Below are 21,007 nucleotides of genomic sequence, written 5' to 3'. Positions count from 1 at the left end.
ATGCAAAAGAACGTCTTACTGCTATTTTCAATTTTTCTGCTAGCGAATCACGCTAAAGCTCAAAAATACAACCTCCTCATTGGAACCTACACCAATAAAGGTACGAGTGAAGGGATATATGTGTATGATTTTAATAGCTCAAATGCCGATACGAAATTAAAAAGCATTGCTAAAAACGTGGTGAACCCAAGTTACTTAGCCCTTAGTAGTGACAATAAATTTCTGTACAGTGTAAATGAGAATGGAAAAGAAAGCGGAGTAAGCGCATTCAGCTTCGACTCTAAAAGTGGGACGCTTGAATTTTTAGACAGAAAATCACCTGAAGGGGCCGATCCTTGCTACATTATCACGAATGGCAAAAAAGTTTTAACAGCAAATTATTCGGGAGGAAGTATTACTGCTCTTAGCACTGGCAAAGACGGAAAGTTTTTAGACACCAAACAAGTGATACAACATACGGGGAAAAGTATTGATCCGAAGCGCCAGTTAAGTTCTCATGTACACCAGATACAACTAACCCCTGATAAAAAATATATTGTTACAGATTTAGGAGAAGATCAAATTTACGTTTATGCGACTGAAACTAATCATCCCGGAACGTTAATTCGTAAAAGTGTTACTAAAACCAATCCTGGCAGCGGCCCCAGGCACTTAACTTTTAGTCCGAATGGCAAATTTGCTTACCTTACCCATGAATTTAATGGAAAAATAACAGCTTATCGTTATTCAAACGCCAATTTGCAAAAAATACAAGAAATTGAAACTACCCCGAAAGATTTTTCTGGAAAAATTGATGCTGCAGACATTCATGTATCGGAAGATGGTAAATTCCTATATCAAAGTAATAGAGGAGAAGCAAATACGCTAAGTGTGTTTAAAATCCAGTCGGGCGGAACGCTAAAGCTCGTAGAAATTGTAAGCACGCTAGGAAAAGGGCCCAGAAATTTCAGCATAGATCCAAGTGGCGACTTTTTATTAGTGGCACATCAGTATACCAATGACGTGGTTATTTTTAACCGTGATAAAACAACAGGAAAATTAACCGACAGCGGAAAAAGAATACAGGTTGGTGCGCCGGTTTGTTTAATCTTCAGTAAAATTTAAAGTTTTTTAGCTCACTGCTACCGACTGGGCTAAAACCTCTGTATAAAGGTCTATATACATGGGCAATATCTTTTTAAGATCGAAGTCCTGTGCTCTCTTTAAGGCGTTTTCTTTAAAATAGCGCAAGGTATCTTCGTTACTTAAAATGGTAATCGCTTTGTTCGCCATGTCATCAACATCGCCAACATTACACATATACCCGCAATAATCGTCGATATTTAATTCGGGCAATCCCCCTGCGTTAGAAGTGATAACAGGCACTTTACAGGCCATAGCCTCTAAGGCGGCTAAACCGAAACTCTCCGATTCGGAGGGCATAATAAACAAATCGGAAACCGATAAAATTTCCTCAACCGCATCTTGTTTCCCTAAAAACCGTACATTTTCGCAAATATTAAGTTCGCGACACAGTTGTTCATTGGCAGTACGCTCCGGACCGTCGCCCACCATTAATAACTTTGATGGTAGTTTTGCCTGCACTTTTTGAAACATCTTAATCACATCTTCCGTGCGTTTTACTTTTCTAAAGTTAGAGGTATGGATTAAAATCCGTTCATTGTTGGGCGCTATCGCTTTCTTAAAATGGTCTTTAGGTTGTAAGCTAAACCTATTAAAGTCTATGAAATTAGGGATAACCTTAATATTTTTTTTGATATCAAAATGACTGTAAGTATCTTCTTTTAAATCTTCAGAAACCGTTGTTACACCGTCGCTTTGGTTAATCGAGAACGTCACAACTGGTTTATAAGTTGCATCTTTCCCTACAAGGGTAATATCTGTACCATGCAACGTAGTCACAAAAGGAATATTGATACCAAAGGTTGCTAAAATTTGCTTCGCCATAAAAGCTGCAGACGCATGGGGTATCGCATAATGCACATGTAATATATCCAATTTTTCAAAACGGACAACATCTACCAGTTTACTGGCTAAAGCCGATTCATAAGGAGCATAATCGAACAAGGGGTAATCCCTTACCGAAACCTCATGGTAAAATAAATTTGCTGAAAAAAAATCAAGTCGCGCAGGCTGGCTATAAGTGATAAAATGAACCTGATGGCCCGCATTGGCCAAGGCTTTACCTAATTCTGTAGCGACTACGCCACTTCCGCCAAATGTAGGGTAACAAACAATTCCTATTTTCATTAATACGTATATGTCTTACGCAAATTAACCTATATCTTAGCTAATTTGTGTTATCTGTGGGTAATAAAACTCACAAGTGGTTTCATCCCTAGCAGTTTTTCTTCCTCCACCCGTATTTCCGACCTAATATCTTCTACTCTCTTTTTCTGCTTGTCATAAGAATCCAACGCCTTTTGTGCATCGTTCATATCGTCTTTCGCTCTTTTTGCAATTTTCTGTATCGCTTTGGCATCTAAAGTTCCGGTACCAAACTTCTTTGAAAGATCGTCGTTCTTTGATGCCGATTCCTTCGAGTCGGCATTCGCCTTTATTAGTTTTATCCTAAGCTTTTCAACGTCTTTCTCTTCCTCTGCCTCTTTAACCTTAAGCTCGTGAAGTTTTAAAGTGGCTTTTAAAACAGCAATACGATCCTCGAGAATACCCAAAGAATCTTTAGATACTTTAGGCATGTACGTTTGGGCCTTTAGTCCGGTTGTAAATACTAATGCGAGCGCTGTGGCTAAAAAGGTATATCTAAAGTTCATCATCATATCAAACTACTGCTTCATTTCGTCCTGAATAACCAGATACATTTCATTCGGTCGTTGAGTTCCAATAAAATATTCTAACCCATCACGATCTGTTAATACAATCGCATCCTTACCAGAAGAATAAAAACGTATACTCCCCTTTTTATGTAAATTATATACTGGGTTATTAAATAAATAGCTACTATAGGTGTCTTTCCTTACTTTAACGATACTATTCAAATCAATTTTAACTTTTTTGGCAGTCCACAAGCCATCAATTATCACGCTTTTATTTTCTATACGAATTTTATACTGGATAAGAAATAAAAGTATAATAGAAACGCCTATAATCCCGAAGCCAACTACCAGAAAAAGATCAACAGTATTGTCACGATCGCGCTCATATACATAAGCACCAAAGCAAAAAGCAGCCATAATTAACCTGATACAAATGCGAATGTAATCCCTCCCAATGTATTGCTTTTCGATATAAACGTGTTTCTGATCCATTATTGATAGTAGGTATAATGTTTTAAAGGTATCAATGAGCTCACAAGTTCGGTTATTGATAGTAGGTATAATGTTTTAAAGGTATCAATGAGCTCACAAGTTCGGTTATTGATTTAATAGTTCGAATATAACAACTTTTTTTGTTGTTGCCTTTACTTTGTATCTATTATCCTGCCTTAATCCAACCACCCATATTATTTCACCATTGCCATTCACCAGTAATGGAATTTTTGATTTGTTGGGAATTGGGATCTTTTGACTGATTAAGAAGTCGCTCACCTTTTTATGATGCTGCATTCCTAGCGGCATAAACCGATCTCCATCCTGCCAGAAACGCAGAACCAGAGGAAATATTAGCTGGTCTGAATCTACAAATAGCTTATTCAAATTCGATTCGAAATAAGTTGAAGAAGTATGGGTCATTATCATTCGTTGACTACCTATCCATATGGCTTCATCATCCGAATGGATGAAACGATTGGCTGTATGCGCTGATTCCCGCAATGGTGAAATGATAACTTCGCTCCTATCTATTGTTAAGCAATGAGTATGACTATAAAACAGGGTGCCGCTTTGTTTAGTTAAGGATTGTAAAATTTCTTCCACAACAGCGGATGCAAAATGATAAGGCTTAAGCAGCTCAAAGAACAATAAACGCTGGGGTTGCAACAGGTTAATCTTGTCGATCGAAATATAAATATCACCATTTCGATTTTCACATAAACTGCTCCTTGTTTGCGCTATTACATTTTGTAACACCATTTCAGTTTCGGCGAAACGGATAAAATTCTGCACAAAAGTTTCTTCCAAACTTGGATTCAGTTCCTTTAAAACAGGAACAACGTTAAGTCGAATGCTATTACGCGCATAATTGTCACTTTGATTGGAACTATCTTCTACAAAATCGATATGGTTTTCATTGACTAAATCGTCAATTTGTTGTCTTGATAAAAACAACAACGGCCTGATGAGATATCCTCTTTTCGGCAAAATGCCATGCATCCCGCTAATTCCTGTCCCTCTGGTTAAATTCAGCAATAATGTTTCAATAGAATCATTCTGATGATGAGCTACCGCTATGTAATGATACTTGTATTGAGTTCTCACTTCCTCAAACCAATTATACCGTAATGTTCTTGCGGCCATTTGAGTAGATAATTGATGTTCCTTGGCAAAACTTTTTGTTTCAAAATGGTTTACATAAAACGGCACTTCCAAAATAGCCGCCAATAACTTTACAAAAGCTTCATCCCGCTGTGACTCATCGCCTCTCAAATTAAAATTGCAATGGGCTATACTAAAATTAAACCCTGCGAGTTTAAATAGCTGAGCCATGAGAACAGAGTCTTTACCACCGCTTACGGCCAATAGAATTTTATCCTCTGGGGTAAAAAGGCTATTTTTTTTGATATAATCAACAAAACTGTTTACAGGTAACATCATTCAAAAATATTTAATTTAAACCAGCAAAGTCTATCTCATTAAAAAAAAATTAAACTTAACTTTGTAAAGTGCAGAAATTACGCCTTTTCTTGTTTTTAATGCTGTTTCCCAGCATAATGTTTGCTCAACAAAGAACAAAAATTGTTCTTCAAACGTCCGACCAAATGATTGTGGACAATAAAACGCAAATTACCCGTCTTCAGAGACCTATTTTCGAGCATGACGGGGCTATTTTAACTTGCGATAGTGCACGGCTATGGAGCGAATTGAATTATTTTGAGGCGTTTGGCAATGTTCACATTCGTCAGGACACCGTAAATATCTTCTCCGACAAGCTCAATTATGATGGGAACGCTAAAATGGCGCACTTAATGAATAATGTACGGATGTCTGATCCCTCCACTACACTTACCACTAATATTTTCGATTACAATATGGCAAGCCGGGTTGGCACTTATGTTGACAACGGAAAAATAGTAAACAAGGAAAATAATGTTACTGTAACCAGTAAAAGAGGGTATTATTTGGCCAGCACGAAAGATGCCTATTTCAGGTACAATGTAGTGGTGGTTACAGAACAGGTAACGATAAAATCCGATACCCTACGGTATAATACGTTTACTAATCAGACCTATTTTTATGGACCTACCAATATTAAAGGTAAAGATGATAACCTTTATACTGAGAATGGCGAATACAATACCAAGACCGAGAAAGCATTTTTTGGCAAAAAGAATCTTTATACACAAGATACAAAAAGCTTAAAGGGCGACAGCTTGTATTATGATGGCAAACGAGGCTACGGAAAAGCTGTTAAGAATATCATTTTTGTGGATACCAAGGATAAACTAGAATTGCGAGGGCAGCTGGGCGAATATTTTAAAATAGATGAACGGATTAAGGTGCAGATAAATGCCTACGTCGGACTGGGAACAGCCGACTCTGTGACTGTTAACGACAAGCTCGTCCCGGATTCATTATGGCTAGGCGCAGATATATTGGAGGCGCAGATGACTTTGCAAAAAACATTGAAGCTGATTGAAAAACCAACCGTTTTGGCAGATGATGAAATTGGCGTGGAAGAAGAAAAACCAAATACCGAAGAAACCCCTGCCGGTAAACCAGCGCTTGATACGGCCTTACCTAAAAAAACACCCGTAGTAACTCCAAAAGCAACTACTAAACCAAGCAGAAAAGATCGAAGAAACGGAAAAGTTGTAAAACCGACTAGTACACCAGATTCCACAGCGGTAATACCACCCATTGATTCTCTCAAATCAGTTCCAGACTCTATTGATTTAAAACCGAAATCTATTATAAAAAACGATAGCTTAGCAAAGGATACGCTTATTAAAAGCCAAAAAACACTGGCTAAAGACTCTGTTAAAGCCGTTCCAAAAACGAGCACTAAAAAAGACAGCGTCGTTACAGCAAAAAAGCTCCCTCCTGCCCCATTTAACCCAGCCGATACCGTTAGAACCCGGACCATTAGCGCGTACCATAATGTTCGCGTTTTTAAAACCAACTTACAGGCCAAGTCCGACTCCCTATTTTTTACTGCAGCCGATTCTACCTTGAGGCTATATCGGGATCCTATCCTATGGTCTGATAGTTCACAGCAAACGGGCGACACTATTCATGTACAATTTAAAAACAAGAAAATAAATAGTGCTCAGGTATTGCAAAATGGGTTCATTGTAGATCAAGAAACCGATACGACTAAATTTAACCAGGTAAAAGGTAAATTGATTACTGCTTTTTTCGATAACGGGGAGATCAGGGACATGTATGTAGATGGCAATGCGGAGAGCATCAGCTATGATAAAAAAAGTGATGGAAAATATCAGCAAAATCAAACTGTTAGTGCCCGAATAAAAATAAGTTTTGCCGATAAAGATATTTCCCAAATTAAGATTGTTAAAGGGATTGAAGGTACATTTTCATCGCCCGAAAAAGCGACCAAAGACGCCATCTTAACTGGCTTTATATGGAAGCCCGAGCTAAGACCGAAAAGCAAAAATGACATTATCAATAATCCATCTGGGAAAACACCGGTTAAACCGAAAGTTAACAAAGTTAAACCTAAAGTTGCTCCGAAGACGAACGCCACAAAAACTCCGGCTAAAACAGCACCACCGGCTAAAAAGCCGAGGGAAACCATTTAAAGCGCCCGTCATTGCGAGCGTCCCGTCATTGCGAGTTAGCCTACCGTCATTGCGACTTCCCGTCATTGCGAGCGTCCCGTCCTTGCGAGCGCAGCGAAGCAATCTAATTAACAACGTAAGATTGCTTCGTCGCTACGCTCCTCGCAATGACGACCGGTTATACCAAGCATCCGTCATTGCGAGCGTCCGTCATTGTGAGTTAACCTACCGTCATTGCGAGCGTCCCGTCATTGCGAGTTAACCTACCGTCATTGCGAGCGTCCCGTCATTGCGAGCGCAGCGAAGCAATCTAATCAACAACGTAAGATTGCTTCGTCGCTATGCTCCTCGCAATGACGACCCGTTATACCAAGCATCCATCATTGCGAGTGTCCCGTCATTGCGAGCGCAGCGAAGCAATCTAATTAACAACGTAAGATTGCTTCGTCGCTACGCTCCTCGCAATGACGGGTTACTTTTTAAAAAAGTTATCAACTTTTGCATAGCTATTGCTCTATGGCTGATTTCATTTTTTTGCGCTAAAGTCATTTGTGCGAATGTTTCGGTATAACCGTCTGGTTGAAAGATCGGGTCGTACCCAAATCCCATTGTACCCGAAGGCTGAGTGCGTAATACTCCGTTGATAACCCCTTCAAAAAGATGGTTTTCTCCGTCTTGTATCAATGAAATCACGGTTTTAAACCTGGCTCTCCTGTTTTCAATCCCCTCCATCTTCGCCAGAAGGTAATTTAAATTAACTTCGTCCCCTCTTGAGCCGCTATACCTCGCAGAATAAATACCAGGCTCATTGTTCAATGCCTCAACCTCCAGTCCACTGTCGTCGGCGAAACAATTAATCTGGTAATTCATCACAACATAGCTGCTTTTTAAAGTTGCATTTTCTGCAAAACTGTTGCCCGTTTCAGGGATATCTACTAAACAACCTATGTCACTCAAATTCAGTACCTCATAGTCGGACGACAATAATGCCTTAACTTCTGCTGTTTTCTTTAGATTATTCGTTGCAAATACTAACCGTTCCATTATTTTAACTGTTGCAGGCTTGTCCATAATGTCTTTTTACCCGGCAAATCACGCTCCAGGTCATCCAGGTTCGAGCTGAAAATAAACTTCACACCGTTGTAGTCAACCAGTAGATTTTGGGGCTGCACCGGTAAATTGAGGTCACTTGCACCGACACCAAAAGCTAAAACCAGTTTACAACCAAAAGTTGTTTTAAAATCATCATAATGATGTCCTTTATACGATGCATAATTAACCAAGGCAAAGTCATTCGCGGTAAGATCGATGGCTTTTACCAATTTCCGCAACAATTCTCTCCCTTCAACTGTACTCACCTCATTTTGATCGTCGTTTACCAAGATTAAAATGTTCTTTTGATTTTTTCCTAAATATTTAAATACTACTTCAACTTTCATTGGCTTCACGGCTGACTCTCCAACAGTTACTGCTTGTTGAGGTATTAAATAAATATCTTCAGTAAAAAATAAACGTAAGGCTTCGGCGTTACTTGTAAGTTGGTTAGCCATATAATATTAACAGAATTTTTTTCTGTTAAAATTAGTTAAATATCTTATTATAGTGGCGCAAATTGTTATTTTTATCCATTAATATATATAGGTGTTGTCTTTTGTGAGAAAAGTCTGTTGCATTTTTTTATTGGGTTCTTTAAATTTTCTTGCGTATGCACAAAACGTGGCATATGTAAACGGGAAATCTATAAGCAGTAAAGAATTTATGTGGGTTTATAAAAAAAATCATGGTGGTGTAGCAAATGCGACATATGCTGATTTAGCTTCCTATTTAAATCTTTACATCAACTTTAAGCTCAAGGTTATAGATGCCCGCTCAATGGGGTTGGACGTAGACACAGCTTATAAAGCAGAAATTAATGGCTATGAAAGGGCGCTTAGAGCACAAAAAAAAGCCTCACCAAAAAATTTAGAATACGCCTATATTATGAATGAATATCGCGAAGGAGTATTGATGTTCAATATTTCAGAGCAAAAAATTTGGAGCAAAGCGCAAGATAATGAAAGTAAACTAAAGGAATTTCATCAGGCAAATGCTTCGAATTATGGGAATAAGGACTTTGATGAAGTGAGGGGCCAAGTAATTGCAGATTACCAGCAAAGCTTGGAAAATCAATGGATTAAAACACTAAGAACGAAATATACAGTTAAGATTAATGATGATGAACTAAGGCATTTAGCCAAGCTCTAGCTAATTCTTATCAAATAATATTAACTTTGCAAACATTTAGAATTGAATATATAGAATGAAGAAAACTTTAGGCATAGCAGTTGCATTAATGTGTCTGTTTATAAATGTACAAGCTCAGAAGAAGAACGTAGATAAAGTGGTAGCAGTTGTAGGTAGTAATATCATCCTCCTCTCTGAGTTGAATCAGCAATATGCTATCTATTTAAATCAGGGAAATCCTGCCGACGACCGCATTAAATGCATGTACCTTCAGCAAATGCTGATTCAAAAACTTTTAAAGCAACAGGCTGAAATCGATTCAATTGTTGTAGAAGATGCGCAGGTTGATGATGAGTTAGACAAACGGATGCGCTATCAAATTAAGCGTATGGGTGGGCAAGAACAGCTGGAACAGTTTTTACATAAATCTGCATTGCAATACAAAGATGAGATGCGCCCTGATGTAAAAGAAGGATTAATTGCGCAAAAAATGCAGGCAAAAATCACTGAAAACATTAGTGTAACACCTTTAGAAGTAAAAAAATATTTCGATTCTTACCAGAAAGACAGCTTGCCAGATATTGGCACTGAAGTAGAGGTTGGGGAAATTGTTTTATACCCTAAGTTAACGAAAGCCGAAAAACAAAAATCTTATGATAAGCTCGAGGCGATGAGGATTCGTATCAAAGAGGGCGAAGATTTTGGATTCTTGGCTAAAAGCTATTCAGAAGATCCAGGCTCCGCATCGGAGGGTGGTGACTATGGCTTTATTGACAGGACAACAATGGTTAAAGAATTTACTGCCTGGGCGTTTAAATTAAAGGCTGGAGAAATGTCGCCTGTTTTTGAAACAGAGTATGGCTACCATCTTCTTCAGGTATTAGAACGCCGGGGAGAAACCGCTCATGTGCGCCATATATTAGTGAAGCCGCAAACTACGCCTGAGAGTTTAACCAGGTTGAAATTAAAAGCAGATAGTATTTATAAAGATATTGCTGTAAACAAAATGCCATTTGCTTTCGCAGCCTCCAATTATTCCGATAATAAAGAAACTCAATACAACGGCGGTATGATGTTATATGCAGACGATGTTACGGCAAGAACAACATTTATTCCCGTTGATAAGCTAGATCCAAGTGTTTTTGTCGTAATTGATACGATGAAAGTCGGAGAAGTTTCTCAACCGGTTGCTTTTTCAAGTCCTGAACAAGGTAAAGAGGGTTATAAAATTTTCTTCTTGAAATCCAAAATACCTCCTCACAAAGGAAATTTGGAGCAGGATTACCCTAAATTCAAGGAACGCGCCCAAAAAGAAAAGGAAGACCGCGTAGTAAGCGAGTGGTTCCAAAAACGCAAAGAGACAACATATATCAAAGTTGACGAGGAATTTGCAACTTGCGACGAAATGAAACTTTGGGCTAAAAACGAAAACAAATAAGTTGCATGCAATTTGAAAGCGAAGTAAAAGCCGTCGATGCACTGCATCAGTCCTTCAAAAAAATCCAATCCGAAATTAACAAAGTAGTTATTGGACAAGATGAAGTAATTAAATCGGTGTTGGTCGCTATTTTCAGTAATGGCCATTGCCTATTAGTTGGTGTACCAGGTTTAGCTAAAACCTTATTGGTGCAAACTGTTTCAAGTGTCTTAGACCTTTCTTTTAATCGTATTCAATTTACGCCAGATTTAATGCCAAGTGATATTATCGGGGCGGAAATACTTGGCGAAGACCGCCACCTTAAGTTTATCAAAGGACCGATTTTCGCGAACATTATCTTGGCCGACGAAATTAACCGGACACCGCCGAAAACTCAAGCTGCTTTACTCGAAGCCATGCAAGAGAAAGCGGTAACTATCGCAGGCCACACCCACAGTTTGCCACAACCATTTTTTGTACTCGCTACGCAAAATCCGATTGAGCAAGAAGGGACTTACCCCCTTCCGGAAGCACAATTGGATCGTTTTATGTTCAACATTCACTTAGATTATCCAACATTTGCAGACGAACTAACGATTGTTAAAAATACCACAAGCAATAGCGAAGTTAAATTGACTAAAGTAATCAATGCCAGCGAAATCCAATATTTCCAGCAACTAATCCGTAGTATTCCGGTTACTGACCATGTTTTAGAATATGCGGTTAAATTAGTTTCAAAAACTCGCCCCAACACCCCACTAGCGTCTGCCGCTATTAACAATTATGTAAGTTGGGGAGCAGGGCCACGAGCATCTCAGTTTCTAGTATTAGGTGCTAAATGCCATGCGGCAATTTCTGGAAAATATGCTCCCGATATTGAGGATGTACAAGCAGTAGCAGAGCAGATTTTACGCCACCGTATTGTGCGAAATTACCGGGCAGAAGCTGAAGGTTTATCCATTGAACAAATTATCAAAGACTTATTTTAGCAAAATATTTTTCAGGCGATTGCCGACCCTAACCGTCGCGCTATTATTTTGCTCCAAAAAGAAACCAACTAGTTATTAAGCTGCCCCATTAAATTTGGATAATCAGTAATGATGCCGTCTACTCCTAAATTCATCAAATACTTAATGTCTTTTGTCGAATTGATCGTCCAGGGAATAATTTTAATGCCTAATGCATGACATTTTTCTACCAATGATTTGCCTACCAATACCGAATAAGGGCTGTATATAGTCGGATTAAAACCTAGTTCCTTAATATTATCTTCGAAATCCTCTTTCTCATCAATTAAAAGAGCGGTTCTTATTTTAGGATATTTCTTATGAAGATACTGCAAGGTTCTCACATCAAAAGATTGAATAATCACGCGCTTTTCAATTTTCTTCTTCTTCACAGTCGCCATGATGAGTTCAATATAGGTGGCTGCATCGGGTTGAAACTCATTGTCCCCCTTAGGGATTAATTTTGTTTCAATACTATAATCTGGCTTAGCTAAGCGATTTAATTTTACATAGCTTTCTACAGAATCGATCATCTCTCCAAGCAGAGGCTTATAAGCTTTATATTTCTGCTGACCAGGAAATCGTGGGTGAGGCTTACTTCCTACATCGTACTGCTGAATATCGACATAGTCCATTTTAAAGATATTATGCTTCTTTTGGTCTTTGAAAGCAATTAACTTCCCATCTGGAGAAAGGCTAATTTCATGGTTAAAATAAGGCTCTTGAGATAACACCACTTGGAGGTCTTTCGATATCACCGCATCCATTTCTAAAGTAGTTACCCCTAAGTCTAACGCCTTAATCATTCCGGCAATGGTGTTTTCGGGCATAATTCCCCTACAGCCTGCTTTACCTTGTACATCAAATTTTTCTTGGGCAAATGCTCCCAATGCCCCTTGCAAAATGGCAAATAAAACTATCAGTCTCCTCATCCTGTTAACGGTCGGCCAAAGTGTAAATCTGTACTAAGATGTTCCAGCTAAAATCTGCCTGGCGCTCCCATATATATAGATAATTGAAGCTCTCGCGCAAATCGGTTTTATAATCGATTGTAGCAATCCCATAAGTATAAGCAAGATCACCACCCAGTGCTTTATCAGCCGACGTAGTCTTTAAACTTATTTTATCAATCATCCTGTAGTTAAAAGCCTGAATATTTTCTTTTCCAATGATTGGTTCAGTTCCAGGGAATAATAAACGAGAATTAGCACTTAAAAAACCAGAAAAAGCACTAGATCCGTAGGTTTTTAACGTGGTGTTCAGTGTTTTTTCGGTGGTATAGATAATATCTCTACTCATTTTCAACTCCTTCTCGGTTGCAAAAAAAGGCTTGAACTTATCTTTTGGTTCTATGATAACCGGGGTTACCTTGTCTAATGGCTTGTTTGTTTCAGTTCCCATGTCTAAAATCATTTCCCAATTCCCATTTTTACCGCGCCATACAGAAACATACTGCCCGTATGATTTTTGCTCACCATCAACAAGATAAGCACCAGTTGTAAAACCCCAGTCCCTGCTTCTCGAAATCTGTGTATAGCTGGGCGACCATGATAAATTTTTCATATCTGGAGCGCTCGCATAAAATTGTCTTGCATTAACTGCGTTTGGCCTAAATACAACTGCATCTGACGCAGCAAAAGTGGCAAACGCGTCACTAGTTCCATTCTTTAAGGCGTAATCTGAAAAAGCTACTTCTGTTTTTGCCAGCGACTTTGCACTGCCATCTGATTTCTGGGCAAAGGCCGAAAATCCGGCAGACAAAACAAATAAGGTATAAATAATTCTTTTCATAGGAGTAAATATTTAGCTAATATAAGTAAATTAACAATTAACACTAGGCTGCTGGTTTTTCCCTATAGATTGTTTCTAAAACAACCTGTCCCACTGCCTTTAAAGTATTCCGGTCAATATTATTTAAATTATCTAATTGCGTATGCCAGTTTTTGTAAAAACCCGTCGCATCAGTAAAATGAATAATATCAATACAAGGTATACCCGCCTGGTTAACCCAATAATGATCATCAATTAAGCTGCCAGAATTTAGGTTAACAAAATAATTTGAGTAACCAATCTCACTAGCAATACTCCAAACCTTTTGTACTACTTGCGGCGCATATTGTCGAGATACCTCATCCATTGCAAATTGCGCACTTTCTCCCCCAACCATATCCAAATTAATACCATACAATGGTTTATATCCCTTCACTGGCGGGTTTCTATACCAATACTGAGAACCAATGCACCAGGTCGTCTCCTTTTCCGTTTCGTCATTAGATTTTCCATAATCTTCTATATCCCACAAAATAAAATCCACCCCTACATTTGGCTGCTTCATTTGAATTTGGCGCGCCATTTCGAGCACTACCGCAACGCCACTCGCACCATCATTTGCGGCATCAAATGCTTTATCCCTACTAGCCTCATCCATATCCTGATCAGAAAAAGGACGTGCATCCCAATGTGCGGTGATCAAAACACGTTGCTTTTTTTCGGGATAAAATGCAGCAATAATATTTTTTAATTGATGTGTCTTTCCATCATAAGTTTTAACTGGAGCCTCCTGTATGAACACCTCGCCGCCGAAAGATTGTAACTTTTGCTCCAAATACTTCGCACATTTCGAATGCGCTGGGGTAGAAGGAATCCGCGGACCAAAATCAACCTGCGCCTTAACATAAGCAAACGCACTATCGGCATTAAAATCTGGAGACATCAAGGCAACCATTTTTTGCTCCTCCTTTGTCGATTCTTGTTGTTGATCTGAATTACAGCCTATCAATACCATTAAAGACAACAACAAAGATAGCTTACCCCTTTTATACATATTACTCATTGTTTTACTAAACTTTACTCCAAGTTGTTCCTTCTTTACTGTCTTTTAGTTGTATGCCTATTTCCTGCAAACCGATTCTAATCTTATCAGATGTTGCATAATCTTTATTCTCTTTAGCATCCTTCCTAAGCGTAATAACCATATCCAATATATCATTCAGCTCTACATTGCTACTATCCTCGTCCTTTAATCCGAATACATCAAATACAAAATCATTCATCAAAGTATTCAACTTTTCCAGTTCAATTGAGGAAATTTTTGCCCCTCCATCATAAACGGTATTAATGATTCTTACCGCTTCAAATAACTCGGCAATTACAATCGGACTGTTAAAATCGTCGTTCATAGCGTTGATACAATTGATGCGCAATTGCTCAATTTCAAAATCACCTTCTTCGCTAGCCTTAAGCTTTGGCAGCAAACTGATGGCACTCATTAAACGTCTAAATCCTTTTTCAGAAGCTTCTAATGCCTCATTAGAGAAATCTAAAGTACTGCGATAATGGGCCTGCAACATGAAAAACTTCACTGTCATAGGACTATACCCCTTTTTTAACAATGGGTGGTTACCGGTAAACAACTCACCCGGCAAGAAACCATTGCCGGCAGATTTTGACATTCTCGTACCATTTACCGTTAACATATTGGTATGCATCCAATATTTTGCGGGCTGGTGGTGGCTACATGCTTCCGACTGTGCAATTTCGTTGGTGTGGTGCGTTGCTGCCAAATCCAGGCCTCCCCCATGTATATCAAACTCCTGACCTAAATATTTTGCACTCATCGCAGAGCATTCAATATGCCATCCCGGAAAACCAGCGCCCCAAGGAGATGCCCACTGCATTAATGTCTCGGGCTTAGCTTTAATCCAAAGCGCAAAATCTAACCTCCCATGCTTATCATCCTGTCCACCCAGCTCCCTGGTATTGGCAAGCATATCCTCTAAATTGCGGTTGGTTAATACGGTATAATTATATTCCTTGCTGTATTTCTCTACATCGAAATAAATCGTTCCATCAACCTCATAGCCATACCCATTGGCTATAATGGTTTTGATCATTTCAATCTGCTCAATAATGTGCCCGGTTGCGGTAGGTTCAATGCTTGGAGGCAAGGTATTAAACATCCTCATCACATCATGAAAACCCAGTGTGTACTTTTGCACAATTTCCATGGGTTCCAACTGCTCTAACTTTGCTCTTTTTGCAAACTTATCATCACCTTCATCCCGATCTCCTTCTAAATGCCCGGCGTCCGTTAAATTACGCACATAGCGAACTTTATATCCGCTAAACTTCAGGTAACGAAAAATTAAATCGAAAGAGATAAATGTTCTACAATTACCCAAATGCACATCACTGTAAACTGTTGGACCACATACATACATACCCACATGCGGGGCGTTTAGCGGTTCAAATAATTCCTTTTTCCGTGAAATGGTATTGTATAACTGTAGATTTTGTATCATGTGGCAAATTTAATAAATACGTTGGTTTTTATGTTACTCTTTTAAACGCAGATCGCTGCGAACGGGAAAATGGTCGGATAGTCTCGCTTCAATAATCTGATAATTTACCACCTCAATATCTTTGGTGGTTGCAATATAATCTATCTGAAAATTGGGGAACTTACCGTTATAAGTTTTTCCAAAACCCTGCCCTTTCTTAATAAATGCATTATTTAAGGAATCGGTCATTTTCCTCACTACGTAAGATGCTGGGGTATCGTTAAAATCTCCTGCAATAATATACGGCGTTTCACAAGTTTTCATGTGGGCTTTCATGAGATCAACCTGCTCGCTTCGTTTTTTAAATGCTCCTTTCAGCATCCTCAAAATCCGTTTAGAGGAGGTCACCTGAGGATCCATATCCTTGGTAACCTGGTCCAGGTAAGTATAATCTTCCTTCCCAAAAGAGATGGATTGCAAATGAACATTATACACTCTTACCAGCTTATTATTAACCTGTATATCAGCAAATATACTCTCATTGCCCCTCACATTTGGGAATTCAATTTTGCCAATATTTTTAATGGGGTAACGAGAGAAAATCGCCATTCCAATTGATTCCTTCTCACTCGTCATAGTGGGCTCAAAGTAGTAGTATTTTATATTGAGCAACGTTTTTAAACTATCGATGATATCAAATGGCCCTTTTTTTCTGGTATAGAATTCCTGAAAGCAGATTACATCGGGCATTTGGGTTGCCACAAGATCCAGCATTTTCTCTTTTGTTAACAAGGAGATTTTTTCACCATAAGGGGTAAAATTATGCACGTTGTAGGTCATCATCCTGATCAGTTTGACATCTTCTTTTTGCAGCGCGCCCTTTTTACCAAAAAAACCAAACGTAGCAATTAAACTGTGGCCGCCGTAGCCTATCAAAACTACAGTTAAGATAACAACTACCCACTTAGCTCGCAAAGCCCAATAGATCAACACTAAAATATTTGCAAAAAGGAAGAATGGATAGGCTAAACCAAAAAACGCGATAATCATGTGCTCACGAGGGTCGCTTACTCCAGCTCTAATCCCCATAAACATACCAATAGCCAACAGAATGGCTACCCCAAATACCAGTTTATCAAAAAGTGTGATCCTCTTTTTTTTCATTAATTCTTACTTGCCCTAAACAAAATCTCCTTTTCTTCCTTGCTCAACTGATCATATCCGGCCTTAGAAATTTTATCTAAGATTGCATCTATTTCTTTCTGATTAACGATATGCTCACTTTTTTTCGGGGCGGAATTTCTTACGACTTTTAATTTAGGCTTTCTGACGAAGATACCGCTCAAGTCCTTCCCGTTCTGCAATAATTTGATATAACTAAATCCAAATAAAGCGCCGCCTAAATGGGCAATGCTCCCGCCGGCATTGGCTCCACCGGTTCCAATAACATCAAGTATGATATAGGCTAAAACGAGGTATTTCAATTTAACATTTCCAAGTAACATTAACTGAAGATTGTAATCCGGAACTAAAGTAGCCGTGGCAACTAAAATAGCCATTACACAGGCTGAAGAACCGATAATGGTTGCCTGCTGAACGGAAAATACCGGAACAATGTGGAATAGCAATAAAAATGTGAGCGCTCCTAAAATACCGCCACCCAAATACACAAAGTGAAATTGACGGGGTTTTAAAAAACTTAAGAATATTTGTCCCATCCAATACAACCATAACATATTGAATAGAACATGAAAAAAATCGGCATGAAAAAACTGGTAGGTTATAATTGTATAAAACCTAAACGGCAAACTAGCTATGGTAGCAGGGAATGCAAAGTACTCCTGAATTTGCGCTGTAAGCCATCCCTTTTCGCCAGAGAAAACCATGAACACCCCCAGCAAGGAAGCAACAATAAATATAAGTACGTTAATACCTATATATAGCATAGCGGGGCTGCCCGACTTGAAAAACTTTATATACAGTTCATGCAACAATCCTCTAGTCATAATAATCGTAAAAAGTTGTTTTGTTTCGCCATAGCTTAACTAAAATATAACCTATCAGTGCACCACCTAGATGGGCAAAGTGGGCCACAGAATCTCCGGCAAATTTTCCCATCCCTAAAAATAGCTCAATCACTATGTAAACTGGAATAATATATTTTGCTTTAACCGGAACTGGGATAAACATAATATACATCTCAATATTGGGGTATAGCATTGCGAAAGCCACGAGCAAACCAAAAATAGCACCCGAGGCACCAACCATTGGTCCAAAGTAAATTGATTTCATCGTTTCTAGGTCCGCTAAGCTCGCTACCGAAAGCGTGTCGAGATTATTGATCGCTGAACCCGTGATTTGGTAAACTTCGAATGCCTGCACCGCCCATTGCAAAGCCAAAGCGCCAAAGCCGGTGATAAGGTAAAAGTTAATAAAGCGCTTAGGCCCCCAATGCGCTTCCAATATTCCTCCAAACGAATAAAGCGCAAACATATTGAAGAAAATATGCATCGTGTTTGCGTGCATAAACATGTAGGTGAGTGGCTGCCATATTTTAAAGAAAGGCGAATCGAAGTAGAATACGGCTAAATACTCAGCAAATGGAATTCCTTGTTGCTCAAAAATCCATTTGGCCACAAAAAATAGCACATTAATAATTAGCAAATTCTTAACAACCGGTGGAATGTTATTCATAGTTTTTTTGATTTGGATTTTCCAATATAATATTATTTCTTTCTTTCTACTTACAACCCGTCATTGCGAGGCACCACCCGTCATTGCGAGCGCAGCGAAGCAATCTAACCTTCCGTCCTTGCGAGCGCAGCGAAGCAATCTAACCCCGCATAGTCAAAAGATTGCTTCGTACCTCGCAATGACGATCTTTTGTTGCAAATTTTTGTCCCTCACCCTTCCGTCCTTTCAACGCACCACACCCGTCATTGCGAGCGCAGCGAAGCAATCTAACCCTGCATAGTCAAAAGATTGCTTCGTACCTCGCAATGACGATCTTTTGTTGCAAATTTTTGTCCCTCACCCTTCCGTCCTTTCAACGCACCACACCCGTCATTGCGAGCGCAGCGAAGCAATCTCATCTTTCGTCATTGCGAGCGCAGCGAAGCAACCTAACCCTGCATAGTCAAAAGATTGCTTCGTACCTCGCAATGACGATCTTTTGTTGCAAATTTTTATCCCTCACCCTTCCGTCCTTTCAACGCACCACACCCGTCATTGCGAGGCACGAAGCAATCTATCTCCCTATCCCTACCGCTCAAATTTCTGCGCAATTTCACTCAGCGCAATAGTTTGAATCACTGGTCGCCCATTCACGCTAAAGTTAGGAGTTTTACAAGAAAAAAGCTCCTCAATTAAGGTATTCATTTCTTGCTGACTTAAAGCTGTTCCTGCTTTAATTGCACTGTTCCTTGCCATACTTCTGGCCAAGGAATCTCTTTTATCAAGTTTTAACTCCTGTTGTGAATTTTTATAGCCCTCAATTAGCTGTTCAAATAATTGCGTTTCATTAATTGTTGCACTTCCCAAATCAACCGGAACGCCTTCAATAACCAACGTATTTTTACCGAATTCCCGAACTTCAAAACCCAAGCTTTTAATATCTTCTAATAAACTTTTGGCTAATTCGTAGTCGTTCGGACTTAAAGTAACCGTTTGCGGAAAAAGACTTTGCTGGGAAGCTCCCTTTCTATCTTCTAAATGAAGCGAAAATCTTTCATACAAAATCCTTTCATGCGCAGCCTGCTGATCAATCACCATTACACCCGACTTAATCTGTGAAACAATGTAACGGTTATGTATCTGCATAAATTGTTTCTGCACCGGCTCAAATTGATCGCCTTCATAAGTTGGTGTCAAGGGCAATGCAGATTGCGCTACCACCTTATGTTCGGTAACCTCATACAATGAGCCCCAGTTTTGTGAGTTATTGCCAGCATTCCCATAATTCCGTACATAGGTTACCACATTATCTTTCACAGGCGACCTGCTAGGTGCAAATGGGTTAAAGTCGGGGTTGAAAGCAATACTCGGAGGTACAATATCTTCCTGAGGAATGGGACTTATCATCTGAGTGAAACCCGTTTCCTGATTAAAGTCTATGGTAGGACTAATGTTAAACCGCCCTAAAGATCTTTTGACAGCGGAATGAATAATGGCATAAATGGACTTTTCGTCCAAATACTTGATTTCAGTTTTAGTTGGATGCACGTTTACGTCGATCTTAGCTGGATCGATATCTATAAATAATACATACAATGGATAACTATCCTCAGGCAACAACTCTTGGTAAGCTTTGTTTACAGCGTGATTTAAATAAGCATCCTTTATAAAACGATCATTTACAAAGAAAAACTGTTCACCCCGGGTTTTTTTGGCAAATTCAGGCTTTCCAATATATCCTTTAAGATTAATAATTGTGGTTTCTTCCTCCACAGGGATTAATCGTTGATTATAATTATTTCCAAATAGATGAACCACACGTTGTTTTAATGCAGAAGCAGGTAAACGATAAATCTCTACTCCATCATGATGCAGACTGAAAGCAATGGCGGGCTTAGCCAGAGCAACTCGTTGAAATTCGTCAATAATATGGCGCATTTCTGCAGGATTACTTTTTAAAAAGTTACGCCTGGCCGGGGTATTGTAAAATAGATTTTTAATACAGATACTCGTTCCACCTGGGGTAGCAACAGGCTCTTGTTTGATAAATGAAGCCCCCTCAATCTCCACTAATGTACCCACCTCTTCTTCATGCCGTTTGGTCTTCAACTCTACCTGAGCAATCGCCGCAATCGAAGCCATTGCTTCTCCCCTAAAACCCATGGTACGAATGGCAAATAGGTCTTCCGCTTTGCGAACTTTTGAAGTAGCATGACGCTCAAAGCACATTCTCGCATCGCTAACGCTCATCCCACAACCATTATCAATGACCTGAATGAGTGCCTTCCCTGCATCCTTAACGATTAATTGAATTTTGTCAGCCCCAGCATCAATCGCATTTTCAAGCAACTCTTTTACTGCCGACGCCGGTCGCTGTACCACTTCGCCAGCGGCGATTTGATTAGCAACGCTATCAGGTAAAAGTTGTATAATATCAGACATTTATTATTATAGTAAGGTCGCTAATTTAGCGAAAATTAGCTTTATCCTTAAGTCTGTTTTCACATTATTGATACTAAATGACTTAGAGGTGATGCAGGAGAAGCCGGCT

19 protein-coding genes are annotated in these 21,007 nt (G+C 39.2%); 5 read left to right on the top strand and 14 right to left on the bottom strand.

The genetic code is table 11. The annotated features are described in order from the left end of the window. A complete protein-coding gene (locus BM207_RS16445; RefSeq protein WP_090996885.1) occupies positions 1-1,104 on the top strand; it encodes a lactonase family protein in 1,104 nt (367 codons plus the stop codon). Positions 1,105-1,110: 6 nt separating this feature from the next. Here BM207_RS16445 and bshA read toward each other — a convergent pair whose 3' ends face one another. The 4 genes from bshA to tilS all read right to left on the bottom strand — a co-directional run bounded on the left by bshA (position 1,111) and on the right by tilS (position 4,712). Then, a complete protein-coding gene (gene bshA / locus BM207_RS16440; RefSeq protein ID WP_090996882.1) occupies positions 1,111-2,250 on the bottom strand; it encodes an N-acetyl-alpha-D-glucosaminyl L-malate synthase BshA in 1,140 nt (379 codons plus the stop codon). Positions 2,251-2,300: 50 nt separating this feature from the next. Further along, on the bottom strand, positions 2,301-2,780 hold the full coding sequence (locus tag BM207_RS16435; RefSeq protein ID WP_143095986.1) for a hypothetical protein: 480 nt from the start codon (positions 2,778-2,780) through the stop codon (positions 2,301-2,303). 6 nt (positions 2,781-2,786) lie between these two features. Next, a complete protein-coding gene (locus BM207_RS16430) occupies positions 2,787-3,269 on the bottom strand; it encodes a hypothetical protein (protein WP_090996874.1) in 483 nt (160 codons plus the stop codon). Positions 3,270-3,374: 105 nt separating this feature from the next. Next, positions 3,375-4,712 carry a tRNA lysidine(34) synthetase TilS gene (tilS, locus tag BM207_RS16425; protein ID WP_245768146.1) on the bottom strand — a complete coding sequence of 446 codons (1,338 nt, stop codon included), beginning with the start codon at positions 4,710-4,712 and terminating at the stop codon, positions 3,375-3,377. Between the two features lie 116 nt (positions 4,713-4,828). On the opposite strand from tilS, the gene BM207_RS16420 reads away from it, so the two are divergent. Further along, positions 4,829-6,877 carry an OstA-like protein gene (locus BM207_RS16420; RefSeq protein WP_177217148.1) on the top strand — a complete coding sequence of 683 codons (2,049 nt, stop codon included), beginning with the start codon at positions 4,829-4,831 and terminating at the stop codon, positions 6,875-6,877. 429 nt (positions 6,878-7,306) lie between these two features. Here BM207_RS16420 and rdgB read toward each other — a convergent pair whose 3' ends face one another. Further along, positions 7,307-7,900, bottom strand: coding sequence for an RdgB/HAM1 family non-canonical purine NTP pyrophosphatase (rdgB, locus tag BM207_RS16415; RefSeq protein WP_090997078.1), 594 nt, complete (start codon positions 7,898-7,900; stop codon positions 7,307-7,309). Continuing rightward, positions 7,900-8,406, bottom strand: a complete 507-nt coding sequence (locus BM207_RS16410; protein ID WP_090996866.1) for a hypothetical protein — start codon at positions 8,404-8,406, stop codon at positions 7,900-7,902. Before BM207_RS16410 ends, rdgB begins: the two co-directional genes overlap by 1 nt. A gap of 166 nt (positions 8,407-8,572) precedes the next feature. On the opposite strand from BM207_RS16410, the gene BM207_RS16405 reads away from it, so the two are divergent. The 3 genes from BM207_RS16405 to BM207_RS16395 are packed head-to-tail and all read left to right on the top strand — an operon-like array spanning position 8,573 to position 11,485. Then, positions 8,573-9,100 (top strand): hypothetical protein, encoded by a 528-nt coding sequence (locus tag BM207_RS16405; RefSeq protein ID WP_245768145.1) that lies wholly within the window; start codon positions 8,573-8,575, stop codon positions 9,098-9,100. Positions 9,101-9,155: 55 nt separating this feature from the next. Then, positions 9,156-10,517 (top strand): peptidylprolyl isomerase, encoded by a 1,362-nt coding sequence (locus tag BM207_RS16400; protein WP_090996863.1) that lies wholly within the window; start codon positions 9,156-9,158, stop codon positions 10,515-10,517. Positions 10,518-10,522: 5 nt separating this feature from the next. Next, positions 10,523-11,485 (top strand): AAA family ATPase, encoded by a 963-nt coding sequence (locus BM207_RS16395; protein ID WP_090996859.1) that lies wholly within the window; start codon positions 10,523-10,525, stop codon positions 11,483-11,485. A gap of 68 nt (positions 11,486-11,553) precedes the next feature. On the opposite strand, the gene BM207_RS16390 is transcribed toward BM207_RS16395, so the two are convergent. From BM207_RS16390 to mutL, 8 genes are all read right to left on the bottom strand, one after another. Then, complete coding sequence (locus tag BM207_RS16390) at positions 11,554-12,435, bottom strand: glycerophosphodiester phosphodiesterase family protein (RefSeq protein ID WP_090996854.1); 882 nt, start codon at positions 12,433-12,435, stop codon at positions 11,554-11,556. A 4-nt stretch (positions 12,436-12,439) separates the two neighbouring features. Then, positions 12,440-13,294, bottom strand: coding sequence for a nuclear transport factor 2 family protein (locus tag BM207_RS16385; RefSeq protein WP_090996851.1), 855 nt, complete (start codon positions 13,292-13,294; stop codon positions 12,440-12,442). Between the two features lie 43 nt (positions 13,295-13,337). After that, positions 13,338-14,336, bottom strand: a complete 999-nt coding sequence (locus tag BM207_RS16380; RefSeq protein ID WP_090996848.1) for a M28 family peptidase — start codon at positions 14,334-14,336, stop codon at positions 13,338-13,340. Between the two features lie 7 nt (positions 14,337-14,343). After that, a complete protein-coding gene (gene cysS / locus BM207_RS16375) occupies positions 14,344-15,804 on the bottom strand; it encodes a cysteine--tRNA ligase (RefSeq protein WP_090996845.1) in 1,461 nt (486 codons plus the stop codon). Positions 15,805-15,837: 33 nt separating this feature from the next. After that, positions 15,838-16,947, bottom strand: coding sequence for an endonuclease/exonuclease/phosphatase family protein (locus tag BM207_RS16370; protein ID WP_090996841.1), 1,110 nt, complete (start codon positions 16,945-16,947; stop codon positions 15,838-15,840). Further along, entirely contained in the window at positions 16,947-17,789 is an 843-nt protein-coding gene (locus tag BM207_RS16365) for a rhomboid family intramembrane serine protease (protein ID WP_090996838.1), read from the bottom strand. The genes BM207_RS16370 and BM207_RS16365 overlap by 1 nt, the downstream gene beginning before the upstream one ends. Further along, positions 17,782-18,477, bottom strand: a complete 696-nt coding sequence (locus tag BM207_RS16360) for a rhomboid family intramembrane serine protease (protein WP_090996835.1) — start codon at positions 18,475-18,477, stop codon at positions 17,782-17,784. The genes BM207_RS16365 and BM207_RS16360 overlap by 8 nt, the downstream gene beginning before the upstream one ends. Positions 18,478-19,044: 567 nt before the next feature. After that, the gene (gene mutL / locus BM207_RS16355) at positions 19,045-20,898 is read right to left on the bottom strand and encodes a DNA mismatch repair endonuclease MutL (RefSeq protein WP_090996832.1); all 1,854 of its coding nucleotides are present in this window, start codon (positions 20,896-20,898) and stop codon (positions 19,045-19,047) included. Positions 20,899-21,007: the final 109 nt, after the last annotated feature.

The sequence above is a fragment of the Pedobacter insulae genome (assembly GCF_900113525.1).
GTDB classification, from domain to species: Bacteria; Bacteroidota; Bacteroidia; order Sphingobacteriales; family Sphingobacteriaceae; genus Pedobacter; species Pedobacter insulae.
This window is presented reverse-complemented; position numbering and strand designations above follow the sequence as displayed.

Bases quoted from the DNA above. Each gene is read 5' to 3' on its own strand.
- BM207_RS16370 (WP_090996841.1), bottom strand. From the start codon at position 16,947: ATGAAAAAAAAGAGGATCACACTTTTTGATAAACTGGTATTTGGGGTA.
- BM207_RS16430 (WP_090996874.1), bottom strand. From the start codon at position 3,269: ATGGATCAGAAACACGTTTATATCGAAAAGCAATACATTGGGAGGGAT.
- BM207_RS16400 (WP_090996863.1), top strand. From the start codon at position 9,156: ATGAAGAAAACTTTAGGCATAGCAGTTGCATTAATGTGTCTGTTTATA.
- tilS (WP_245768146.1), bottom strand. From the start codon at position 4,712: ATGATGTTACCTGTAAACAGTTTTGTTGATTATATCAAAAAAAATAGC.
- mutL (WP_090996832.1), bottom strand. From the start codon at position 20,898: ATGTCTGATATTATACAACTTTTACCTGATAGCGTTGCTAATCAAATC.
- BM207_RS16385 (WP_090996851.1), bottom strand. From the start codon at position 13,294: ATGAAAAGAATTATTTATACCTTATTTGTTTTGTCTGCCGGATTTTCG.
- bshA (WP_090996882.1), bottom strand. From the start codon at position 2,250: ATGAAAATAGGAATTGTTTGTTACCCTACATTTGGCGGAAGTGGCGTA.
- BM207_RS16380 (WP_090996848.1), bottom strand. From the start codon at position 14,336: ATGAGTAATATGTATAAAAGGGGTAAGCTATCTTTGTTGTTGTCTTTA.
- BM207_RS16390 (WP_090996854.1), bottom strand. From the start codon at position 12,435: ATGAGGAGACTGATAGTTTTATTTGCCATTTTGCAAGGGGCATTGGGA.
- BM207_RS16420 (WP_177217148.1), top strand. From the start codon at position 4,829: ATGTTTGCTCAACAAAGAACAAAAATTGTTCTTCAAACGTCCGACCAA.
- BM207_RS16360 (WP_090996835.1), bottom strand. From the start codon at position 18,477: ATGAATAACATTCCACCGGTTGTTAAGAATTTGCTAATTATTAATGTG.
- BM207_RS16395 (WP_090996859.1), top strand. From the start codon at position 10,523: ATGCAATTTGAAAGCGAAGTAAAAGCCGTCGATGCACTGCATCAGTCC.
- rdgB (WP_090997078.1), bottom strand. From the start codon at position 7,900: ATGGAACGGTTAGTATTTGCAACGAATAATCTAAAGAAAACAGCAGAA.
- BM207_RS16445 (WP_090996885.1), top strand. From the start codon at position 1: ATGCAAAAGAACGTCTTACTGCTATTTTCAATTTTTCTGCTAGCGAAT.
- cysS (WP_090996845.1), bottom strand. From the start codon at position 15,804: ATGATACAAAATCTACAGTTATACAATACCATTTCACGGAAAAAGGAA.
- BM207_RS16365 (WP_090996838.1), bottom strand. From the start codon at position 17,789: ATGACTAGAGGATTGTTGCATGAACTGTATATAAAGTTTTTCAAGTCG.
- BM207_RS16435 (WP_143095986.1), bottom strand. From the start codon at position 2,780: ATGATGATGAACTTTAGATATACCTTTTTAGCCACAGCGCTCGCATTA.
- BM207_RS16410 (WP_090996866.1), bottom strand. From the start codon at position 8,406: ATGGCTAACCAACTTACAAGTAACGCCGAAGCCTTACGTTTATTTTTT.